Annotated in this window: 18 protein-coding genes and 2 tRNA genes; 4 read left to right on the top strand and 16 right to left on the bottom strand. The window is 70.7% G+C overall.

All coding sequences use genetic code 11. The annotated features are described in order from the left end of the window. Positions 1-99: 99 nt before the first annotated feature. From PV363_RS07315 to leuC, 3 genes are all read right to left on the bottom strand, one after another. Positions 100-951 (bottom strand): HU family DNA-binding protein, encoded by an 852-nt coding sequence (locus tag PV363_RS07315; protein ID WP_301022021.1) that lies wholly within the window; start codon positions 949-951, stop codon positions 100-102. Between the two features lie 194 nt (positions 952-1,145). After that, positions 1,146-1,745: a 3-isopropylmalate dehydratase small subunit gene (gene leuD / locus PV363_RS07310; protein ID WP_301022020.1), complete on the bottom strand. Its 600-nt coding sequence runs from the start codon at positions 1,743-1,745 to the stop codon at positions 1,146-1,148. Positions 1,746-1,768: 23 nt separating this feature from the next. Beyond that, positions 1,769-3,175, bottom strand: coding sequence for a 3-isopropylmalate dehydratase large subunit (leuC, locus tag PV363_RS07305; protein WP_220344232.1), 1,407 nt, complete (start codon positions 3,173-3,175; stop codon positions 1,769-1,771). A gap of 105 nt (positions 3,176-3,280) precedes the next feature. Between leuC and PV363_RS07300 the strand changes: the two genes are divergently transcribed. After that, on the top strand, positions 3,281-4,000 hold the full coding sequence (locus PV363_RS07300; RefSeq protein WP_220344231.1) for an IclR family transcriptional regulator: 720 nt from the start codon (positions 3,281-3,283) through the stop codon (positions 3,998-4,000). Positions 4,001-4,035: 35 nt separating this feature from the next. On the opposite strand, the gene PV363_RS07295 is transcribed toward PV363_RS07300, so the two are convergent. Next, positions 4,036-4,737 (bottom strand): VOC family protein, encoded by a 702-nt coding sequence (locus tag PV363_RS07295; protein ID WP_220344230.1) that lies wholly within the window; start codon positions 4,735-4,737, stop codon positions 4,036-4,038. A gap of 78 nt (positions 4,738-4,815) precedes the next feature. Here PV363_RS07295 and PV363_RS07290 point away from each other — a divergent pair, with 78 nt between their 5' ends. Continuing rightward, on the top strand, positions 4,816-5,037 hold the full coding sequence (locus tag PV363_RS07290) for a hypothetical protein (RefSeq protein ID WP_220344229.1): 222 nt from the start codon (positions 4,816-4,818) through the stop codon (positions 5,035-5,037). Positions 5,038-5,076: 39 nt separating this feature from the next. Here PV363_RS07290 and PV363_RS07285 read toward each other — a convergent pair whose 3' ends face one another. The 11 genes from PV363_RS07285 to PV363_RS07235 all read right to left on the bottom strand — a co-directional run bounded on the left by PV363_RS07285 (position 5,077) and on the right by PV363_RS07235 (position 13,257). After that, positions 5,077-5,556: a methylated-DNA--[protein]-cysteine S-methyltransferase gene (locus PV363_RS07285; protein ID WP_220344228.1), complete on the bottom strand. Its 480-nt coding sequence runs from the start codon at positions 5,554-5,556 to the stop codon at positions 5,077-5,079. Then, positions 5,553-7,043, bottom strand: a complete 1,491-nt coding sequence (locus PV363_RS07280) for a DNA-3-methyladenine glycosylase 2 (protein ID WP_220344227.1) — start codon at positions 7,041-7,043, stop codon at positions 5,553-5,555. Before PV363_RS07280 ends, PV363_RS07285 begins: the two co-directional genes overlap by 4 nt. 76 nt (positions 7,044-7,119) lie before the next feature. Continuing rightward, positions 7,120-8,028, bottom strand: a complete 909-nt coding sequence (locus PV363_RS07275) for an SDR family NAD(P)-dependent oxidoreductase (RefSeq protein ID WP_220346580.1) — start codon at positions 8,026-8,028, stop codon at positions 7,120-7,122. Positions 8,029-8,134: 106 nt separating this feature from the next. Next, a tRNA-Glu gene (locus PV363_RS07270) sits at positions 8,135-8,207 on the bottom strand. Between the two features lie 44 nt (positions 8,208-8,251). Then, a tRNA-Gln gene (locus PV363_RS07265) sits at positions 8,252-8,323 on the bottom strand. Between the two features lie 261 nt (positions 8,324-8,584). Continuing rightward, positions 8,585-10,078, bottom strand: coding sequence for a glutamate--tRNA ligase (gene gltX / locus PV363_RS07260; RefSeq protein WP_220344225.1), 1,494 nt, complete (start codon positions 10,076-10,078; stop codon positions 8,585-8,587). Continuing rightward, complete coding sequence (locus PV363_RS07255; RefSeq protein WP_220344224.1) at positions 10,071-10,850, bottom strand: fumarylacetoacetate hydrolase family protein; 780 nt, start codon at positions 10,848-10,850, stop codon at positions 10,071-10,073. The genes gltX and PV363_RS07255 overlap by 8 nt, the downstream gene beginning before the upstream one ends. Positions 10,851-10,907: 57 nt before the next feature. Further along, positions 10,908-11,270 (bottom strand): YchJ family metal-binding protein, encoded by a 363-nt coding sequence (locus PV363_RS07250; protein ID WP_301022019.1) that lies wholly within the window; start codon positions 11,268-11,270, stop codon positions 10,908-10,910. Continuing rightward, positions 11,267-11,986 (bottom strand): isoprenyl transferase, encoded by a 720-nt coding sequence (locus PV363_RS07245; RefSeq protein ID WP_220344720.1) that lies wholly within the window; start codon positions 11,984-11,986, stop codon positions 11,267-11,269. The genes PV363_RS07250 and PV363_RS07245 overlap by 4 nt, the downstream gene beginning before the upstream one ends. A gap of 62 nt (positions 11,987-12,048) precedes the next feature. Further along, positions 12,049-12,777, bottom strand: coding sequence for a DNA repair protein RecO (gene recO / locus PV363_RS07240; RefSeq protein ID WP_301022018.1), 729 nt, complete (start codon positions 12,775-12,777; stop codon positions 12,049-12,051). 90 nt (positions 12,778-12,867) lie between these two features. After that, the gene (locus tag PV363_RS07235) at positions 12,868-13,257 is read right to left on the bottom strand and encodes a helix-turn-helix domain-containing protein (protein WP_220346578.1); all 390 of its coding nucleotides are present in this window, start codon (positions 13,255-13,257) and stop codon (positions 12,868-12,870) included. 104 nt (positions 13,258-13,361) lie between these two features. Here PV363_RS07235 and PV363_RS07230 point away from each other — a divergent pair, with 104 nt between their 5' ends. Further along, positions 13,362-14,249, top strand: coding sequence for a zinc-binding dehydrogenase (locus tag PV363_RS07230; RefSeq protein WP_301022017.1), 888 nt, complete (start codon positions 13,362-13,364; stop codon positions 14,247-14,249). A 36-nt stretch (positions 14,250-14,285) separates the two neighbouring features. Further along, entirely contained in the window at positions 14,286-15,917 is a 1,632-nt protein-coding gene (locus tag PV363_RS07225) for an MFS transporter (RefSeq protein WP_220365853.1), read from the top strand. A gap of 50 nt (positions 15,918-15,967) precedes the next feature. Here the strand turns inward: PV363_RS07225 and leuA are convergent, their stop codons facing one another. Next, positions 15,968-17,683: a 2-isopropylmalate synthase gene (gene leuA, locus PV363_RS07220; RefSeq protein ID WP_255559409.1), complete on the bottom strand. Its 1,716-nt coding sequence runs from the start codon at positions 17,681-17,683 to the stop codon at positions 15,968-15,970. Positions 17,684-17,861 lie beyond the last annotated feature (178 nt).

Raw genomic sequence — 17,861 nt, 5'->3', positions numbered from 1 at the left:
CTCACCGACGGGGCCGACGCGACGGTGCGCGCGCTGCGGATCCACTGAGGCGGGCACAGGTGCGGCCCCAGCGATGGCCGGGGCCGCTCCTGTGGCTCGTCAGACGCGTGCGGTTGCCCGCGCGGGAGCCCTCTTCGCGGTGCCGGAGGCCTTCTTCGCCGCCGTCTTCTTGGCGGTGGACTTCTTGGCGGCCGCCGCCTTCTTGGCTGCGGTGGTCTTCTTGGCGGCGGGCCGCTTTGCCGCGGTCGTCTTCTTGGCGGTGGACTTCTTGGCCGTCGACCTGGTGGCCGCGGTCGTCTTCTTCGCCGTGCTCTTCTTCGCCGTGCTCTTCTTCGCCGTGCTCTTCTTCGCCGTGCTCTTCTTCGCCGTGCTCTTCTTCGCGGTGCTCTTCTTCGCCGCGCTTGTCTTCTTCGCCGGCGACTTCCTCGCCGTGCTCTTCTTGGCCGCGGTCGTCTTCTTCGCCGGCGACTTCCTCGCCGTGCTCTTCTTGGCCGCGGTGCTCTTCTTCGCCGCAGTCGTCTTCTTCGCGGCGCTCTTCTTGGCTGCGGTCGTCTTCTTGGCGGCCTTCTTCGCCGTCGTCTTCTTCGCCGGCGACTTCGCCGTCCTCACACCTGCCACCACGTTCTTCAGCTCCCCTCCGGGTTTGAACTTCGGGATGGTGCGATCCGCGATCACGTGGATCTCCCCCGTCCGCGGATTCCGAACCTCACGGCCGGTGCGGATGGACTGGTGAAACACTCCGAACCCGCTGAGCACGACGCGCTCTCCCCCGGAGAGCCGTTCGGTCAGCGTCGTGATCACTGCGTCGAGAGCGCGGCGTGCCTCGGCGCGGTTCCCCTCGAAGGAGACCGCGAGTGCCTCGACGAAGTCGCTCTTGTTCAACGGTTCCTCCGTGAGCGGTTCGGTATTTCGCTTTTGACGGTAAGCATTCCGCTTGTCCGTCTCAAACACCGTAGGGGTATTTGACCGAACGTGTTGCGTCGTGCCGCGGCGACAGTGTCGCGCCGTGTGGCGCCGCCGGTCCGCGAACGCGCACCGAGGCAACGACGACGAAGCCCGGAAACCACCGTGGCTGCGTGGTTTCCGGGCTTCGTCGAATCGACGCTCTCCGCGACGTCACCTCGTCTGGGCGACGTCGCGCTCTGTCACATCGTCACGGGCTTGAAGGACGGTCGCGACGACTCGTACGTGCTGATCGCGTCCTCGTGCGAGAGCGTGAGGCCGATGTCGTCGAGACCCTCGAGCAGTCGCCAGCGGGTGTAGTCATCGATGTCGAACGAATCCTCGACGCGGTCGATGCCCTCGCCGGCGACGACAGTGCGCGCGACCAGATCGACGGTGACGGTCGTGCCCGGCTGCGCCTCGATCAGGTCCCAGACCTTCTGCACCGTCTTCTCCTCGACCTGTGCCGCCAGGAGGCCGGCCTTGCCCGAGTTGCTCCGGAAGATGTCACCGAAACGCGGCGAGATCACCACGGCGAACCCGTAGTTCTGCAAGGCCCACACCGCGTGCTCGCGCGACGACCCGGTGCCGAAGTCCGGTCCGGCGACGAGCACGGTCGCGTCGGCGTACGCCGGCTGGTTGAGGACGAATGCCGGGTCCTTGCGCCATCCGGCGAACAGCCCGTCCTCGAACCCGGTGCGCGTCACGCGCTTGAGGTACTCGGCAGGGATGATCTGGTCGGTGTCGACGTTGCTGCGTCGCAGCGGCGCGGCCACACCGGTGTGCGTGCTGAACTTCTCCATGAGGTTCTCCGTCCAGTCCGGGGTCAGGCGTGCGCGAGGTCGGCGGGTGAGGCGAGGTGACCGAGGACGGCCGTCGCCACGGCGACCTCGGGTGAGACCAGGTGCGTTCGTCCGCCCTTGCCCTGGCGTCCCTCGAAGTTGCGGTTCGACGTCGAGGCGCTCCGCTCCCCCGGCATCAGCTGGTCGGGGTTCATGCCGAGGCACATGGAGCAGCCCGCGCCGCGCCACTCGGCTCCTGCCTCCTTGAAGACGACGTCGAGCCCTTCCTCCTCGGCCTGCAGCCGGACCCGGACCGATCCCGGGACCACGAGAAGGCGGGTGTCGTCGGCCACCGTGCGACCCTCGATCCACCGAGCCGCCGTCCGCAGGTCCTCCATGCGGCCGTTCGTGCACGAGCCGATGAAGACCGTGTCGACGGGGATGTCGCGCATCGGCGTGCCGGCCGTGAGACCCATGTAGTCGAGCGCGCGCTGCGCGGCGATCTTCTCGCTCGGGTCGTCGAAGTCGTCGGGCGAGGGGACCACGGCCGAGAGCGGAACGCCCTGACCCGGGTTGGTGCCCCAGGTGACGAACGGGGTGACCGTCGAGGCGTCGATCGTCACGACCTTGTCGAACTCCGCGTCGTCGTCGGTGGCGAGGCTCCGCCAGTGCTCGACCGCAGCGTCCCAGTCCGCGCCCTTCGGCGCGTTGGGCCGGCCCTGGAGGTAGGCGAAGGTGGTCTCGTCGGGAGCGATCATGCCGGCCTTCGCACCCCACTCGATGGACATGTTGCACACCGTCATCCGCGACTCCATCGAGAGCGAGCGGATGGCCTCTCCGCGGTACTCGACGATGTAGCCCTGGCCGCCGCCGGTCGTCTCCTGCGCGATCAGCGCAAGGATCAGGTCCTTGGCGGTGGAGCCCTCCGGCAGCTCTCCGACGACGTCGACGGCCATCGTCTTGGGCGTGGCCTGCGGCAGCGTCTGGGTGGCCAGCACGTGCTCGACCTCGCTCGTGCCGATGCCGAACGCGAGGGCGCCGAACGCACCGTGGGTCGACGTGTGGGAGTCGCCGCACACGATGGTCATGCCCGGCTGGGTCAGACCCAGCTGAGGACCGACGACGTGGACGATGCCCTGCTCGATGTCGCCCATCGGGTGCAGCCGCACTCCGAACTCCGCGCAGTTGCGGCGCAGGGTCTCGACCTGGGTCCGCGACACCGGGTCGGCGATCGGCTTGTCGAGGTCGGTGGTCGGGATGTTGTGGTCCTCGGTCGCCAGCGTCAGGTCAGGGCGGCGTACGGCACGGCCCGCGAGCCGTAGACCGTCGAACGCCTGCGGGCTGGTCACCTCGTGGATGAGGTGGAGGTCGATGAAGAGCAGGTCCGGCTCTCCGTCGGCACGCCGTACGACGTGCTCTTCCCACACCTTCTGTGCAAGGGTCTTGCCCACTGCTCTCTCCTCCACCACCATGGCCCACGACGGACCTTTCTCGGCGAGCGGCCTCACGCTCGGCCCCTGCTTGCATTTCACAATGCGAGACGGCAATATCAAGGCATGGACAACTCTAGCGGAGTCGGCGTTCTCGACAAAGCCGCCCTCGTCTTGTCGGCGCTCGAGGCCGGGCCCGCCACACTCGCCGGTCTTGTCTCGAGCACCGGGCTCGCCCGGCCGACCGCGCACCGACTCGCGGTCGCGCTCGAGCACCACCGCCTGGTGGCCCGCGACATGCAGGGAAGGTTCGTGCTCGGACCACGGCTGCTGGAGCTCTCCGCCGCGGCCGGCGAGGACCGCCTCCTCGCGGCTGCCGGACCAGTGCTCGCGAGGCTGCGGGACATCACCGGCGAGTCCGCCCAGCTCTTCCGGCGCCAGGGCGACTACCGGGTCTGCGTCGCCGCCGCGGAGCGACCCACCGGCCTCCGCGACACCGTGCCGGTGGGCAGCCAGCTGACGATGCGGGCAGGCTCTGCGGCTCAGATCCTCCTCGCCTGGGAGGATCCCGAGCGGATGAACCGCGGCCTCCAGAACGCTGCGTTCACCGCGGCCGCGCTGTCGCAGGTACGCCGCCGCGGCTGGGCGCAGAGCGTCGGTGAGCGGGAGCCCGGCATCGCGTCGGTGTCGGCCGGAGTCCGCTCGCCCTCCGGCAAGGTGATCGCCGCCGTCTCGGTCTCCGGCCCGCTCGAGCGGCTCACGCGCCAGCCGGGACGGATGCACGCGCCCGCCGTCGTCGCCGCCGCCGAGCGTCTCTCACAGTCGCTGCGTCGCAGCGGCGAGTAGGCGCTGACGACCGCGAGCGCGGCAGCGCGTGGGAATCATCCGGCGCGGACCCAGAACTCGTTGCCGTCCGGATCGGCCATCACGACGACACCGTCTCGGCCGGCCTCGAGCCGGGTGGCACCGAGGGCGACCAACCGATCGATCTCGCGCTCCTGAAGGCCCGGGGCGGCGAGCAGGTCGAGACGCTGCCGGTGCGGCCGGGTCTCTGCGGTGACCGGCGGACCTCCCCAGGCCACCTTCGTCCCGCCTCCGAGCGACTGGATGGCGGTCTCCTCGTCCTGGTCCCACACGAGCGGCCATCCCAACGCCTCGCTCCAGAAGGCCCCGACCGCCCGGGTGCCCTCACACGCCAGCTCGCCGAGGAAGCCACAGCCGGCCAGGTACGCGTTGTCGGGCTCGATCACGCAGAGCGCATTGCCCTCCGGGTCTGCGAGGACGATGTGTCCCTCCTCGGGACGCTGACCGACGTCGAGGTGCGCTCCGCCGAGAGAGAGCGCCTTCGCCACCGTCGCGCGCTGGTCGTCGGAGTCTGCGCTGGTCAGGTGAAGATGCATGCGGCGGGGGCCGGTGGTGACGGTGGGGCTGGGCGCGAACCTCAACCCGAGCTGGCCGTCCTCGCCCGGCAGCAGCGCGGCGTCCACCTCGTCGACGACGTCGCGCTCCAGCAGCTGGGCCCAGAACCGTGCCAGCCGAGTCGGGTCGTGCGCGTCGAAGGTCGCTGCTTGCAGGGTGACCATCGTTCGAGGTTAGGTGTCGGCCATCGGCGACGTCGAACGACTTTCGGGGCGCCACGGAGGTGCCGTAGAGTCCGCGGGATGGGTGGTCAGGCAGCGGGATTCGAGTACGTCATGCGCGCCGACGGCAGCGTGATCATCACCCACCACGGCCGGGTGGCGGCAAAGCTGCGCGGCGGCCGCGCCGCCGAGTTCCTCGCGGAGGTCGAGAACGATCCGCAGCTCGTGATGGCCCGCTGGACCGGCAACTACCGGCACGGCAACGAACGGACGGCGCGCCAGCACCCTCGCAACCGCCGCTGAGTACGGGAGCGACCGCGGTGGTCGCTGCCCCACCCACACTCAGAACAGAGCAGGCCCCTGCTCGAGGTCGAGCAGGCGCTGCTTGCGGTCCAGCCCGCCGGCGTACCCCGTGAGGGTGCCGTTGGCCCCGATCACGCGGTGGCACGGGACGACGATGGGGATCGGGTTGGAGGCGTTGGCCGACCCGACCGCACGCGCACCGAACGCCCCGAGCTCGAGCAAGGCCGCCAGCTGGCCGTAGGTCACGGTCTTCCCGTACGGGATGTCGCAGAGCGCCTGCCAGACCGCACGCTGGAACCGGGATCCCTTCTGCGGACCCAGCGGAAGGTCGAACGTCGTCCGCTCTCCGGCGAAGTACTCCTCGAGCTGGGCCACCGCGACGTCGAGCACCGCGTCGCGGGGCGAGTCCGGCTCCGCGGGGTCGGCACCGAAGTCGATCGCGACGACGGCCGAGCCGTCGCTGTGGACGCGGAGCCCGCCGATGGGGCTGTCGAGGTAGGCCGTGGTGGTCGTCGTCATGAGTGCCTCTCAGTGGTCGAGGTGTCGGGAAGGCGCCAGAGGTGCATCGCGGCGTACGAGCGCCACGGGCTCCAGCGGGTCGCGGGATCGGCAGCGCCGGTGCGTACGAGGAGCGCGTCGAGCCGTCGTCGGATCACCAGGTCCGTGGCCAGCAGGACGTCAGGGTCGCCCGCCGCGCGCATGAGGACGTAGTCCGCGGTCCACGGGCCGATCCCTCGCAGCTCGAGCAGCTGCGTCCGGAGAGCGGCACGGTCGGCGCTCGGCCCGATGTCGAGCTTGCCGACGGCGACGGCGTCCGCGAGTCCGGCGACCGTCGACGCACGCGAGCGTGGCATCCCCAGCGCCGCGGGGTCGACGGCCGCGAGGACGTCCGGCTCAGGGAAGACGTGAGTCAGCGCGTACGCCGCTGCGAGCGGGTGCGCCTCGGGGTCGAGGACGGCACCGTGCGCGCCGACGATGCGGGCCAGGGTCGTGCGGGCTCCCGCCACCGACACCTGCTGCCCGACCACGGCGCGGACCGCCAGCTCGTAGCCGTCGACATGACCGGGCACACGGATCCCGGGCGTCGCTCGGACCCTGTCACCCAGCAGGGGGTCCGCACCGAGGACCTCGTCGACGGCGACCGGGTCGGCATCCAGGTCGAGCATGCTCCGACAGCGAGCCACCGCCGCCATCGTGTCGCGCAGGTCGCTCAGCTCCAGGACGCACTGCACGTGGTCGTCGGCCGGCGCGAGTGCGACGACGCCGGGACCGTGCGGGAGACGGAGCGTGCGGGCATACGTGCCCTCGCGCACCGTCTCCAGCCCGGGCACCGCACGCGCGGCGAGGAAGTCGAGCAGCGGACCGTGCGCGAAGGGGCGGCGGACCGCGAGCCTGAGCTCGATCCGGGCGGAGGAGGACGTTCGCGGGGTACGGCGGCCGCGGCGACGCGCGCTCACGCGCAACCCGCTCGGTGTCGCGTCGTACACCGTCCGGAGCGTGTCGTTGAACTGGCGGACCGAGGAGAACCCCGCGGCGAAGGCGACGTCGGTGACCGGGACGTCGGTGGTCTCGAGCAGGATGCGCGCGTGGTGGGCACGGTTGCTGCGCGCGATGGCGAGGGGTCCCGCGCCGACCTCGTCGACCAGCATCCGGTGCACGTGCCGGGTGCTGTAGCCGAGCCGGCCGGCGAGCCCCGGCACTCCGTCGCTCTCGACGACGCCCTCACGGATCAGGCGCATGGCGCGACCGACCGTGTCGGTGCGCACGTCCCACTCCGGCGACCCCGGCACCGCGTCGGGGCGGCATCGGCGGCACGCCCGGAACCCGGCGTCGTGGGCCGCGGCAGCGGTGGCGTAGAAGCGGACGTTGCGGCGCAGGGGGGTCCGGGCGGGACACGACGGTCGACAGTAGATCCCGGTGCTGGTGACCGCGGTGAAGAAGACGCCGTCGAACCGCGCGTCCTTGGAGCTCACCGCCCGGTAGCGGCGGTCGTCGTCGATCCTCATGGGTCCAGCATGCCTCGCGGGACCGACGGGTTACTCGCGGGAATCGGACACGACGGTCCGGGCGTCCGCCATCGTGTCAGGACGTCAACCCGGCGAGCCGCGCGCTGTCAGCCCACAGGGCCGCTCCCGTGGCGGCGTCGCGGGCACGCACCGACGGCTCCGGCCATGTGATCCGTCCGCGGCGGAGTGCGGCGTACGTGCGCCCGGCAGGGGGGCGCGTTCGCCCGAGGGCGAGGTCGGCGAGCGCGTCACCCGCCGCCTCGCGCGTGTTGTGGGTCGCGTTGACCGCGCGCAGCGGCCGCCCCAGCACGGGTCCGCCCAGCGCGGACCAGGCCGCCCGCATGGGCAGCGGCAGGCTCCTCGCCAGCCCTGTCCCGAAGACCTGGCCCGGACAGAACGCCACCGCCGTCACACGGCGTTGACGGACGTCGGGGAGCACCGAGAGTGCCCGCACCGTGAGGACGACGCAGAGCTTGGACGCCGTGTAGGCGTGCTCGGCGGCCTTTCGGGCGCGATCGTGGGTGCCGGGATCGCGGTCGGGATGCGCGAGGAGCACGGCGTCCGCGTGTCGAGGAGCCTCGAGCCCCGCTCCGGTCGCCGGGTCGTGCGACCCGCTCGTGGTGATGACGACGGCCCCGTCCTCCGCGACGCGTGGCACCAGCCGCCGCAGCAGGAGGTAGTGCGCGAGGTGGTTCATCGCGAACGTCGTCTCGAACCCGTCTTCGGTCCGTCCCGCGACGTCGCGGCCGATGCCGCCGGCGTTGAGGACGAGGGCGTCGATCGGCGCCTCGCCCAGCAGATCCTCGACCGCCGAGGCGAATCTCCGGGTCGAGGCGAGCCGGGTGAGGTCGAGCGGAAGCACCTCTCCGTACGGCGCCGTGCCCCGGGCACCGACGAGCAGGCGTGCGTCGTCGGACTGCGCAAGCTTCTCGGCGGCGGTCGCACCGATCCCGGAGGAGCCGCCTGTCATCACGATCGTCGGCACGCCAGTCCTCCGGACGTCGTCGCTACCCTCGCACCACCGTAGCGGAGACGCGGAGACCCTCGCAAACACCAAGGCGCCCGTGTCCTGTGGCCTCGGGCGCCTATTGTAGCCCCGACGGGATTCGAACCCGCGCTACCGCCTTGAGAGGGCGGCGTGCTAGGCCGCTACACAACGGGGCCTGGTGGTGAAAGAAACCTACCGGACGTGCCGGTGGACTCTCTCGCTGGGGTACTAGGACTCGAACCTAGACTAACGGTGCCAGAAACCGACGGGCTGCCAATTACCCCATACCCCATGGCTGTGGTCCGGATCCTTGCGTCCCCGAACCGAGAAGAACATTACCGGACGGCTTCGTGGCGCCCAAATCCGGGGGCCGCCTTGATGCCGTCTTCGCAGGTCAGCGCGCCGTTCTCGGGTCGCGACGCCGTCCCTGGCTGCCGCCGCGCCCGTCAGCGCCGAGCGCCGCGGCGGCGGGACCGCGACGACGGCTCTGGGCGGCGGGGTCGCGCAGCGCAGGGCGGCGCGACCCCGACGTGAGAATGTTCACGTCACCCGATCAGCCGACGGAGGTGAGGGCGCTGTCGAGGCGCGTGAGCGTCCGCTCCTTGCCGAGCAGCTCGATCGACTCGAACAGCGGTGGCGAGATCCTCTTGCCCGACACCGCGACTCGGACCGGCCCGAAGGCGTGGCGCGGCTTCAGGCCCATCCCGTCGACGAGCGCAGAGCGCAGCGCCCCCTCGATCGACGCCGTGTCGAACGAGTCGAGCGCCGCGAGCGCGTCGCGCGCGGAGCGGACGACGGCGAGGCCGTCCTCGGTGAGGACCTTCGCGGCGTCGTCGGGATCGATCGAGAACGTGGCCTCGGAGACGAAGAGGAACGCGAGCATGTCGACCGCCTCGCTGAGCACGGTGATCCGCTCGTTGACCAGCGGTGTCGCGGCAGCCAGGAGGCCGAGGTCCTGCTCCGAGGGCTCCGCCGCGACCAGACCGGCGTCGACGAGGTACGGGAGCAGCCGCGTGGCCAGCTCCTCGACCGGCAGGTCGCGGATGTGCTGAGCGTTGACGGCCTCGCACTTCTTGGGGTCGAACTGCGCAGGGTTCGGGTTGACGCGGGCGATGTCGAACGCCTCCGCCATCTCCTGGAGCGAGAAGATCTCGCGGTCGCCGCCGATCGACCAGCCGAGCAGCGCGAGATAGTTGAGCAGTCCCTCCGGCAGGAAGCCGCGCTCGCGGTAGCCGGCGAGACCGCCGCCGGGATCGCGCTTGGACAGCTTGCGGTTGCCCTGCCCCATCACGAACGGGAGGTGCCCGTACTCGGGGACGACTCCCTCACCGACGCCGAGCTCCACGAGCGCACGGTGGAGCGGGATCTGACGCGGCGTGGAGCTCAGCAGGTCCTCGCCCCGGAGGACGTGGGTGATGCCCATCATCGCATCGTCGACCGGGTTGGTGAGGGTGTAGAGCGGCTGGCCGTTGGCGCGCACGATCACGTAGTCGGCGACGTGCTCGGGCTCGAACGTCACCTCTCCTCGCACCAGGTCGGTGAAGGTGATCGCCTCGTCGGGCATCCGGAACCGGACGACCGGCTTGCGACCCTCCGCCTCGTACGCAGCCCGCTGCTCTGCCGTGAGGTCACGGTGCAGCCCGTCGTACCCGCTGGAGCGTCCCTCCGCTCGTGCGGCCTCGCGCCGCTGCTCGAGCTCCTCAGGGGAGTCGTACGCGTAGTAGGCGTAGCCGGCCGCGACCAGCTTCTCGGCGACCTCGGTATAGAGGCCCATCCGCTCGGACTGCCGGTAGGGCCCGAAGTCGCCACCGACCTCAGGGCCCTCGTCCCAGTCGAGCCCGAGCCACCGCAACGAGTCGAGCAGACCCTGGTAGGACTCCTCCGAGTCGCGGGCGGCGTCGGTGTCCTCGACGCGAAAGACGAACGTGCCGCCGTGGTGGCGCGCGTACGCCCAGTTGAACAGTGCGGTCCGTACGTTGCCGACGTGCAGGTTGCCCGTCGGGGACGGGCAGAAGCGCACACGGACAGCGCGGTTGGACTCAGTCACGGGAAACCACCTTGTTGGTCAGCGTTCCGAGGCCCTCGACGGTGATGCTGACCTCATCACCAGGGTTCATGGGTCCGACACCCTCAGGGGTGCCGGTGAGGATGACGTCGCCCGGGAGCAGCGTCATGAAGCTGGACGTGTACGCGATGAGGTCCGGGATCTTGTGGACCATGTCGGAGGTCCGACCGTCCTGGACGACCTCTCCGTTGACGGTCGTGGTGAGCCGCAGGTCGGACGGGTCGAGGTCGGTCTCGATCCACGGGCCGAGCGGACAGAAACCGTCGGCCCCCTTGGCCCGGCTCCACTGCCCGTCGGTCTTCTGCCGGTCACGCGCCGTCACGTCGTTGGCGACCGTGTAGCCGTGGATCACCCTCGCGGCGTCCTCGGCGGGCACGTCCTTGCAGATCCGGCCGATCACGACCGCGAGCTCACCCTCATAGCTGAGGAGCTCGGTGAAGCTTGGATAGAGGATCGGGTCGCCGGGCCCGGTGACGCTGGTGTTGGGCTTGAAGAACACCAGCGGCTCGTCGGGCACCTCGTTGCCGAGCTCGGCGGCGTGGGCGGCGTAGTTGCGGCCGATCCCCACCACCTTGCTCCGCGGCAGCACCGGGGCGAGCAGCCGGACGTCGTCGAGCGGGATCCGCTCCCCCGTCAGCTGGATGCCTGCATAGAGAGGATCGCCGGTGATCACCGCGATCACGGAGACGCCGTCGGCCTCGCCGACGACGCCGAACCGGGGGTCCTCGTCGGTCGTGAATCTCGCGATACGCACAGGGCTCAGCCTAGCCCCGGCGTGCAGGGCGAGACCGACCGCGCCGGGCGACGCCCCCTACGCCTCGCCCACGTAGACCCACCGGCCGGTGCGTCGCTCGAACCTGCTGCGCTCGTGCAGGACACCCGGCCCCGACGCGGTCGTGCAGTGCGCTCGGAACTCGACCTCGTCACCGACGGCGTCGACGATCTCGAGGCCGACCCACGTCACCCCCGGCGTGTTCGCCACGTCGTCGGGCCTGGTACGGGGATGCCAGGTACGGAAGACGTGGTCGAGGTCGCCGACGGCGTACGCCGCGTAGCGCGAGCGCATCAGCTCCTCCGGGGTCTCCGCCTCGGCCTCCCCACGGTGCAGCCGCCCGCAGCAGCGGTCGTACGAGGTGCCCGAACCACACGGGCACGTGCGCTCGAAGACGCTCATGCCGAGCCGTAGCGACGGTTCCGGCGCGCGTACTCCTCGATCGCCTCCCACAGCGCACGCCGGTCCACGTCCGGCCATGCGATGTCGGAGAACACCATCTCCGCGTACGCCGACTGCCACAGCAGGAAGTTGCTCGTCCGCTGCTCGCCGGAGGTGCGCCAGAAGAGGTCGACGTCGGGCATGTCGGGCTCGTCGAGGTAGCGGGCGAGGACGCGCTCGTCGATCTTGCCCGGCTTGACGCGTCCGTCGGCCACGTCACGCGCGAGCGCCGCGGCGGCGTCGGCGATCTCCGCGCGCCCGCCGTAGTTGACGCACATGGTCAGCGTGAGCACGTCGTTGTCCTTGGTGAGCTCCTCGGCGGTCTCGAGCTCGTTGATCACGCTGCGCCACAGCCGCGGTCGGCGACCCGCCCAGCGGACCCGGACGCCCAGGGCGTGCATCTCGTCGCGACGGCGGCGGATGACGTCGCGGTTGAAGCCCATCAGGAATCGCACCTCGTCCGGCGAGCGCTTCCAGTTCTCGGTCGAGAACGCGTAGGCGGAGATCCACTTCACACCAGCCTCGATCCCGCCCTCGACCACGTCGAACAACGACGACTCGCCGGCCTCGTGCCCCGCGGTCCGCGGCAGACCGCGTTCCTTGGCCCAGCGCCCGTTGCCGTCCATGACGATCGCGACGTGTCGTGGGACCTGGTCGGGCGGCAGAGCGGGCGGCATCGCGCCGGAGGGATGCGGGGTCGGCCGTCGTACGGGGTGGCTCACGTGCTCATTGTGTCCGGTCAGCGATCGACGTAGTCCAGCGACCGCAGTCCACGCTCGAGGTGCCACTGCAGGTATGCCGCGACGAGATCGCTGGCTTCGCGCCGCGCCCGGTCGCCGGCCGCCTCGGCCTGGGGCCACGCGCCGCTGAGGAGGAAGCCGAGCAGCGCGACCGTGTCCGGCGCGGGATTCGCCGACCCCGGGACGCGGCAGTCGGCGCACAGCATGCCTCCGGAGCCGGGGTTGAACGAGCGGTGCGGACCACCGACGCCGCATCGCGCGCAGGCGTCGAAGCTGGGGGCGTAGCCCGCGATCGAGAGGGAGCGGAGGAGGAACGAGTCGAGGATCAACCCGCTGGGGTGGCGCCGGTCGGCCAGTGCGCGCAGCGCTCCGACGAGCAGCAGGTACTGCTGTGACGCCGGGTGGCCGTCCTCGCCGACGAGCCGGTCCGCGGACTCGAGCATCGAGGTGCCGCAGGTGTAGGCGCCGTAGTCGTTGCCGAGGCGTCCGGCGTACGCGTCGAGCGTCTCCACCTGCGTGATGACGTCGAGCGTGCGGCCCTCGGCGAGCTGGAGGTCGACGTGCATGAACGGCTCGACGCGTGACCCGAAGCGCGAGCTCGTCCGGCGTACGCCTCTGGCGACCGCTCGGACACGACCGTGGCGCCGCGTCAGCAACGTGACGATCCGGTCCGCCTCGCCCAGCTTCTGGGTCCGGAGGACGACAGCCTCGTCACGGTAGAGCGCCACGGACCCATTGTGCCCGGCGGCGCACGGTCGAGGGTGGGCCGCGCCGGAGGCACGCTGCGCAACACGGCCGGTGACCGCGCGGTCGTGGCGCTAGCGCGGGGTGGCGTCGTAGGCAGCCCGGGCAGCATCGACGGCGGGCATGTGGAGCTCGGCCCACTCCTTGAGCTCGCAGACGACCGCCAGCAGCGACCGACCCAGGTCAGTCAGCGAGTAGTCGACCCGGACCGGGACCGACGGAGTCACGCGACGGTGGACGAGGCCGTCACGCTCGAGGTTGCGCAGCGTCTGGGTCAGCATCTTCTGGCTGACGCCCTCGATCGTCGCGGCGAGCTGGGAGTAGCGCAGCTCGCCGTGGACTCCCAACGCCGCGATCGTCAGGCTGGCCCACTTGTCGCCGATCGTGTCCAGCAGACGCCGGCTCGGACAGTGGGCGCCGAACGCGTCGAACCGGGGCGCCTCGGGCGCGGCATCTGCGGTCATGACATACCTCCGGGTGTGTTGACCACCGATAAGTCGGTACTTCCGGATAGAGAGTAGGTCTCCGATAGTGAGAGGGACAAGTCTCAAACCATCAGGAGTCCTCGATGCACGTCCTCGTCTCACGCACCGGCAACCCCATCCCCACCTGGGAGGCCGCTTCCCCCAGGTCTCTGGCTCCGCACGACGTCCGAGTCCAGGTCGCGGCGGCGGGATACACGTTCTTCGACAGCTTCGTCGCCGCAGACCACGCGACGCTCGGACTGCCCGATCTCATCGGCCTCGGCTTCGACTTCTCGGGCACCGTGGTCGAGGTCGGGCCAGGGGTCGACGCCGTCACCGTCGGCGACCGCGTGGCAGGTCTGCACGCCGACCCGACCGCGCCGGCTCGCGCCCACGCCGAGCAGGTGGTCGTCCCCGTCGACGACCTCGCGCGGGTGCCGGACGGCCTCGACCTGGAGACCGCCGCGGCCGTCCCGCTCAACGCTCTTGCGGCCCTCCAGGCGCTCGATCTGCTGCGTGTCACGGACGGGTCGCTCCTGGTGACCGGTGCCGCGGGCGGCGTCGGGACGTGGGCGACGGTGCTCGCAGCGCGCGCAGGGTGGGCCGTCGACGCACTCGTGACGCCGGGGACCGAGCACCTGGCGGACTCGCTCGGAGCCAAGCGCGTCCTCACGGAGGTGCATGGGCGGGGCTATGACGCCGTTCTCGACGCCGCCGGCCTGCAGCAGGCCGCGCTCGCGCCTGTGGTCGATGGTGGGCAGCTTGTGGGGGTCAAGCCGGGATGGCCGGTTCCGCCCGAGCGGGACATCACCGTCACCGCGGTCACGACCCGTCCGGACGGGCAGGCCCTCGCCGACCTGCTGCCCCTCGCTGCCGACCAGACCGTGCCCGTACGGATCGCAGCCCGACGCCCCATGAAGGACGCGGCCGCCGCCTACGCGGAGGCCGGAGCGGCCCGTGGATCCGCAGGTCGTTGGATACTCGTCCCCTGAACCCATCCCCGGTGGAACGCTGTTACGATCCGCCGGATGAGCACCACTCCGATCACCCCGCGCCAGTGGTTGGCGATGCTGACGCTGTCCCTCGGCGTCTCTCTCGTCGTGATGGACATGACCATCGTCAACGTCGCCGTCCCCGTGATCATCGAGGACCTCGGCCTGACCGCAGCGGGCGCGCAGTGGATGAACGCGATCTACCTGCTGATGCTCGCCTCGCTGCTGCTGGCGGCGGGCCGCCTGGGTGACCGGATCGGACGCCGCCGGGTGTACGCCGCCGGTCTGGTGCTGTTCATGGTCGCGAGCCTCAGCGCCGGCGCGGCCCAGAACCAGGAGATGCTGATCGCGGCCCGCTTCGTCCAGGGTCTGGGCGCCGCCATGATCGTCCCGGCCAGCCTCTCGACCCTGAACGCGACCTTCCAGGGCCGTGCCCGCGGGATCGCGTTCGCGATCTGGGGATCGACGGTCGGCGGCATGGTCGCGGTGGGACCGCTGCTCGGCGGATGGCTCGCGACCGAGTCGACGTGGCGGTGGGCCTTCTGGATCAACCTGCCGTTCGGGTTGCTCGCCTTGGTCGGCATCGTGAAGGTCCTCGACGAGACACGGGACGACGACATCCGGCCCGGCATGGATCTCCCCGGGCTCCTTCTCTCGACGCTCGGCCTCGGCGGCGTGGTGTTCGGCCTCATCGAGGGTCAGTACTACGGATGGTGGCGCCAGGAGTCCGGGGCGCTCTCCCCCGTCCCGTTCGCCCTCGCACTCGGTGCCGTGCTCCTGTCCGCGTTCATCGTCGTCGAGGCGCGCCGCGCCCGGGCCGGCGCGGTGACGCTGGTCGACCTCACGCTGATGCGCTTCCGCTCGCTGCGCTACGGGTCGATCGCCGCCATGGTGGTCGCGCTCGGCGAGATCGGGCTCATCTTCACCCTTCCGCTGCTCCTGCAGGGTGCCCTCGGCTACACCCCGCTCGGCACCGGAGTCCTCGTCCTGTGGCTGGCGATCGGCACCTTCCTCGCCTCGGGCGCCACCCCTCCCCTGACCCAGCGTCTCGGTCAGCGCGCGGTCATCCGGATCGGACTCGCCCTCGAGGTCGTGGCGATCGCAGGGACGGCGCTCGTCATCGCCGAGGACGTCAGCGGGCCCGTGATCGCGGCGCTGCTGTTCGTGTACGGCGTCGGCGTCGGCATGGCGACCGCACAGCTGACCAGCGCCATCCTCGTCGACATCCCGGTGGGGTCGAGCGGACAGGCCTCAGGGTTCCTGACGACGGTCCGACAGCTCGGCTCCGCACTGGGGATCGCTGTCCTCGGTGGGCTGCTCATCTCCACCCTGGCGGCGCAGACGGCCGACGAGCTCGCGGACACCGATCTTCCCGCCTCCCAGCAGGACGAGGTCGTCGCGCTCGTCCGCGACAGCGCGGGTGCGGTGATCCCCACGCTCGTCGAGGACCCGGCGACGGCCGAGGCCGGGCAGGCCGCCGAGGCCTCGATGATCACGGCCAGCAAGATCACCACCGGCGTCGCGGCCGTCATCCTCGTCGGTGGGCTCGCAGCAACGCTCGCGATGCCCGCCGCACCGATCGGACCGGTTGCCCCGTCGCCGTCAGCCCCCGGGTCGACGCCAGGCCGACCGACGGCAGGAACGAGCCGACCTCCCCGACGCGGGTGACCCCGTCACCGCTGGGGCGCCAGGAGGCGGCCCCAGCGGTGCACCACGAGTCAGTCGCGGGCGGCGGCCGCGCGGTTGGCTGCTGAGACGACGGCCTTGAGCGACGCCGTCACGATGCTCGGGTCGACACCGACCCCCCAGACGATCTGGTCGCCGATCTCGCACTCGACGTACGCCGCCGCGGCCGCGTCGCCGCCGGAGGACAGCGCGTGCTCGGCGTAGTCGAGGACGCGGATGTCGCCGTTGACCGCCGCGATGGCGTCGACGAACGCGGCGACCGGGCCGTTGCCCTCGCCCTTGAGCGACTGGACCGCGCCACCGACCCGGACGTCGACGACGAGCTCGTCGAGGCCGTCCTGGATCGTCGACGAACGGAACGCCTCGAGGGCGTACGGTGACGTCCGCTCGAGGTACTCCGCCGAGAACGCCTGCCAGATCCCGTCGACCGACATCTCACCGGCCTCGCCCTCGGTCATCGACTGCACGACCCGGCTGAACTCGATCTGGAGCCGGCGCGGGAGGTCCATCTTGTGCTCGGACTTCATGATGTACGCGACGCCGCCCTTGCCGGACTGGCTGTTCACCCGGATGACGGCCTCGTACGACCGACCGACGTCGTGCGGGTCGATCGGCAGGTACGGCGCCTCCCACGGCATCTCGGAGACCGGGATGCCACCCTCGGACGCCTGACGGTCCAGGTCCTCCAGGCCCTTCTTGATGGCGTCCTGGTGCGAGCCGGAGAACGCCGTGTAGACGAGGTCGCCGGCGTACGGGTGGCGCGGGTGCACGGGCAGCCCGGTGCAGTACTCGACGGTGCGCCGCACCTCGTCGATGTCGGAGAAGTCGATCTGCGGGTCGATGCCCTGGCTGAAGAGGTTCATGCCCAGCGTGACGAGGTCGACGTTGCCCGTGCGCTCCCCGTGCCCGAACAGGCAGCCCTCGACCCGGTCGGCACCGGCCATCATCGCCAGCTCCGTGGCGGCCACCGCCGTACCGCGGTCGTTGTGGGGATGCAGCGAGATCGCGACGTGCTCGCGACGGCTGATCGCACGACCGAACCACTCGATCTGGTCGGCGTAGGTGTTGGGGGTGGCCATCTCCACGGTCGCGGGCAGGTTGAGGATGATCTCGCGACCGTCCTCGGGCTGCCACACGTCCATCACGGCCTCGCACACGTCGACGGAGAAGTCGAGCTCGGCGGCGGTGAAGATCTCGGGCGAGTACTGGAAGCCGAAGTCGGTGCCCTGCAGGTACTCCTCGGCGTACTTCATGACGAGCTCGGTGCCACGGACGGCGATCGACCGGCACTCGTCGCGGTCGACGCCGAACACCACGCGCCGAAACAGGGGGGCGACCGCGTTGTAGAGGTGGATGGTGCCGTTCTTGGCGCCAACCAGCGACTGTGCCGTCCGGTCGATCAGGTCCTCGCGAGCCTGGGTCAGGACGGAGATCGTGACGTCGTCGGGGACCAGGTCGTCCTCGATCAGGTGGCGGACGAACGCGAAGTCGGTCTCGCTCGCGCTCGGGAAGCCGACCTCGATCTCCTTGTAGCCCATCCGTACGAGCATGTCGAACATCCGCCGCTTGCGGGCAGGCGTCATCGGGTCGATCAGGGCCTGGTTGCCGTCGCGGAGATCGGTCGACAGCCAGCGGGGGGCCTCGGTGACGGTCTTCGCCGGCCAGGTGCGGTCGGGCAGGTCGATCGGCGGGAACGGACGGTATCGCTCGTACGGCATACCGCTCGGCTGCTGCGGGGAGATGGCCATGGTGGGTCCTCGTTCGGTGCGGTGGGTTCGACGGTCGAGACGGGCGCCGCGGTGCGGCAGACGGTCGGCCATGACGAACCCCGCGACGAGGGGGTCCGACCTAGAGCGAACCCTCGCCGCGGCACCGAAGGAGGAGGCGCGCGAAGTACATGGCTACCGGCAGCAGAGCCCACGCCGA

This window comes from Mumia sp. (genome assembly GCF_028803055.1).
In the GTDB taxonomy this organism is placed as follows: domain Bacteria; phylum Actinomycetota; class Actinomycetes; order Propionibacteriales; family Nocardioidaceae; genus Mumia.
Note: the sequence above shows the minus strand (reverse complement) of the source record. Positions and strands in the feature narration are given on the sequence as shown.

Coding starts and splice junctions, on each gene's coding strand:
- PV363_RS07225 (WP_220365853.1), top strand. CDS start 14,286: ATGAGCACCACTCCGATCACCCCGCGCCAGTGGTTGGCGATGCTGACG.
- PV363_RS07300 (WP_220344231.1), top strand. CDS start 3,281: ATGGACAACTCTAGCGGAGTCGGCGTTCTCGACAAAGCCGCCCTCGTC.
- PV363_RS07295 (WP_220344230.1), bottom strand. CDS start 4,737: ATGGTCACCCTGCAAGCAGCGACCTTCGACGCGCACGACCCGACTCGG.
- leuA (WP_255559409.1), bottom strand. CDS start 17,683: ATGGCCATCTCCCCGCAGCAGCCGAGCGGTATGCCGTACGAGCGATAC.
- PV363_RS07280 (WP_220344227.1), bottom strand. CDS start 7,043: ATGAGGATCGACGACGACCGCCGCTACCGGGCGGTGAGCTCCAAGGAC.
- leuD (WP_301022020.1), bottom strand. CDS start 1,745: ATGGAGAAGTTCAGCACGCACACCGGTGTGGCCGCGCCGCTGCGACGC.
- PV363_RS07290 (WP_220344229.1), top strand. CDS start 4,816: ATGGGTGGTCAGGCAGCGGGATTCGAGTACGTCATGCGCGCCGACGGC.
- PV363_RS07285 (WP_220344228.1), bottom strand. CDS start 5,556: ATGACGACGACCACCACGGCCTACCTCGACAGCCCCATCGGCGGGCTC.
- PV363_RS07245 (WP_220344720.1), bottom strand. CDS start 11,986: ATGCCGCCCGCTCTGCCGCCCGACCAGGTCCCACGACACGTCGCGATC.
- PV363_RS07230 (WP_301022017.1), top strand. CDS start 13,362: ATGCACGTCCTCGTCTCACGCACCGGCAACCCCATCCCCACCTGGGAG.
- PV363_RS07235 (WP_220346578.1), bottom strand. CDS start 13,257: ATGACCGCAGATGCCGCGCCCGAGGCGCCCCGGTTCGACGCGTTCGGC.
- PV363_RS07250 (WP_301022019.1), bottom strand. CDS start 11,270: ATGAGCGTCTTCGAGCGCACGTGCCCGTGTGGTTCGGGCACCTCGTAC.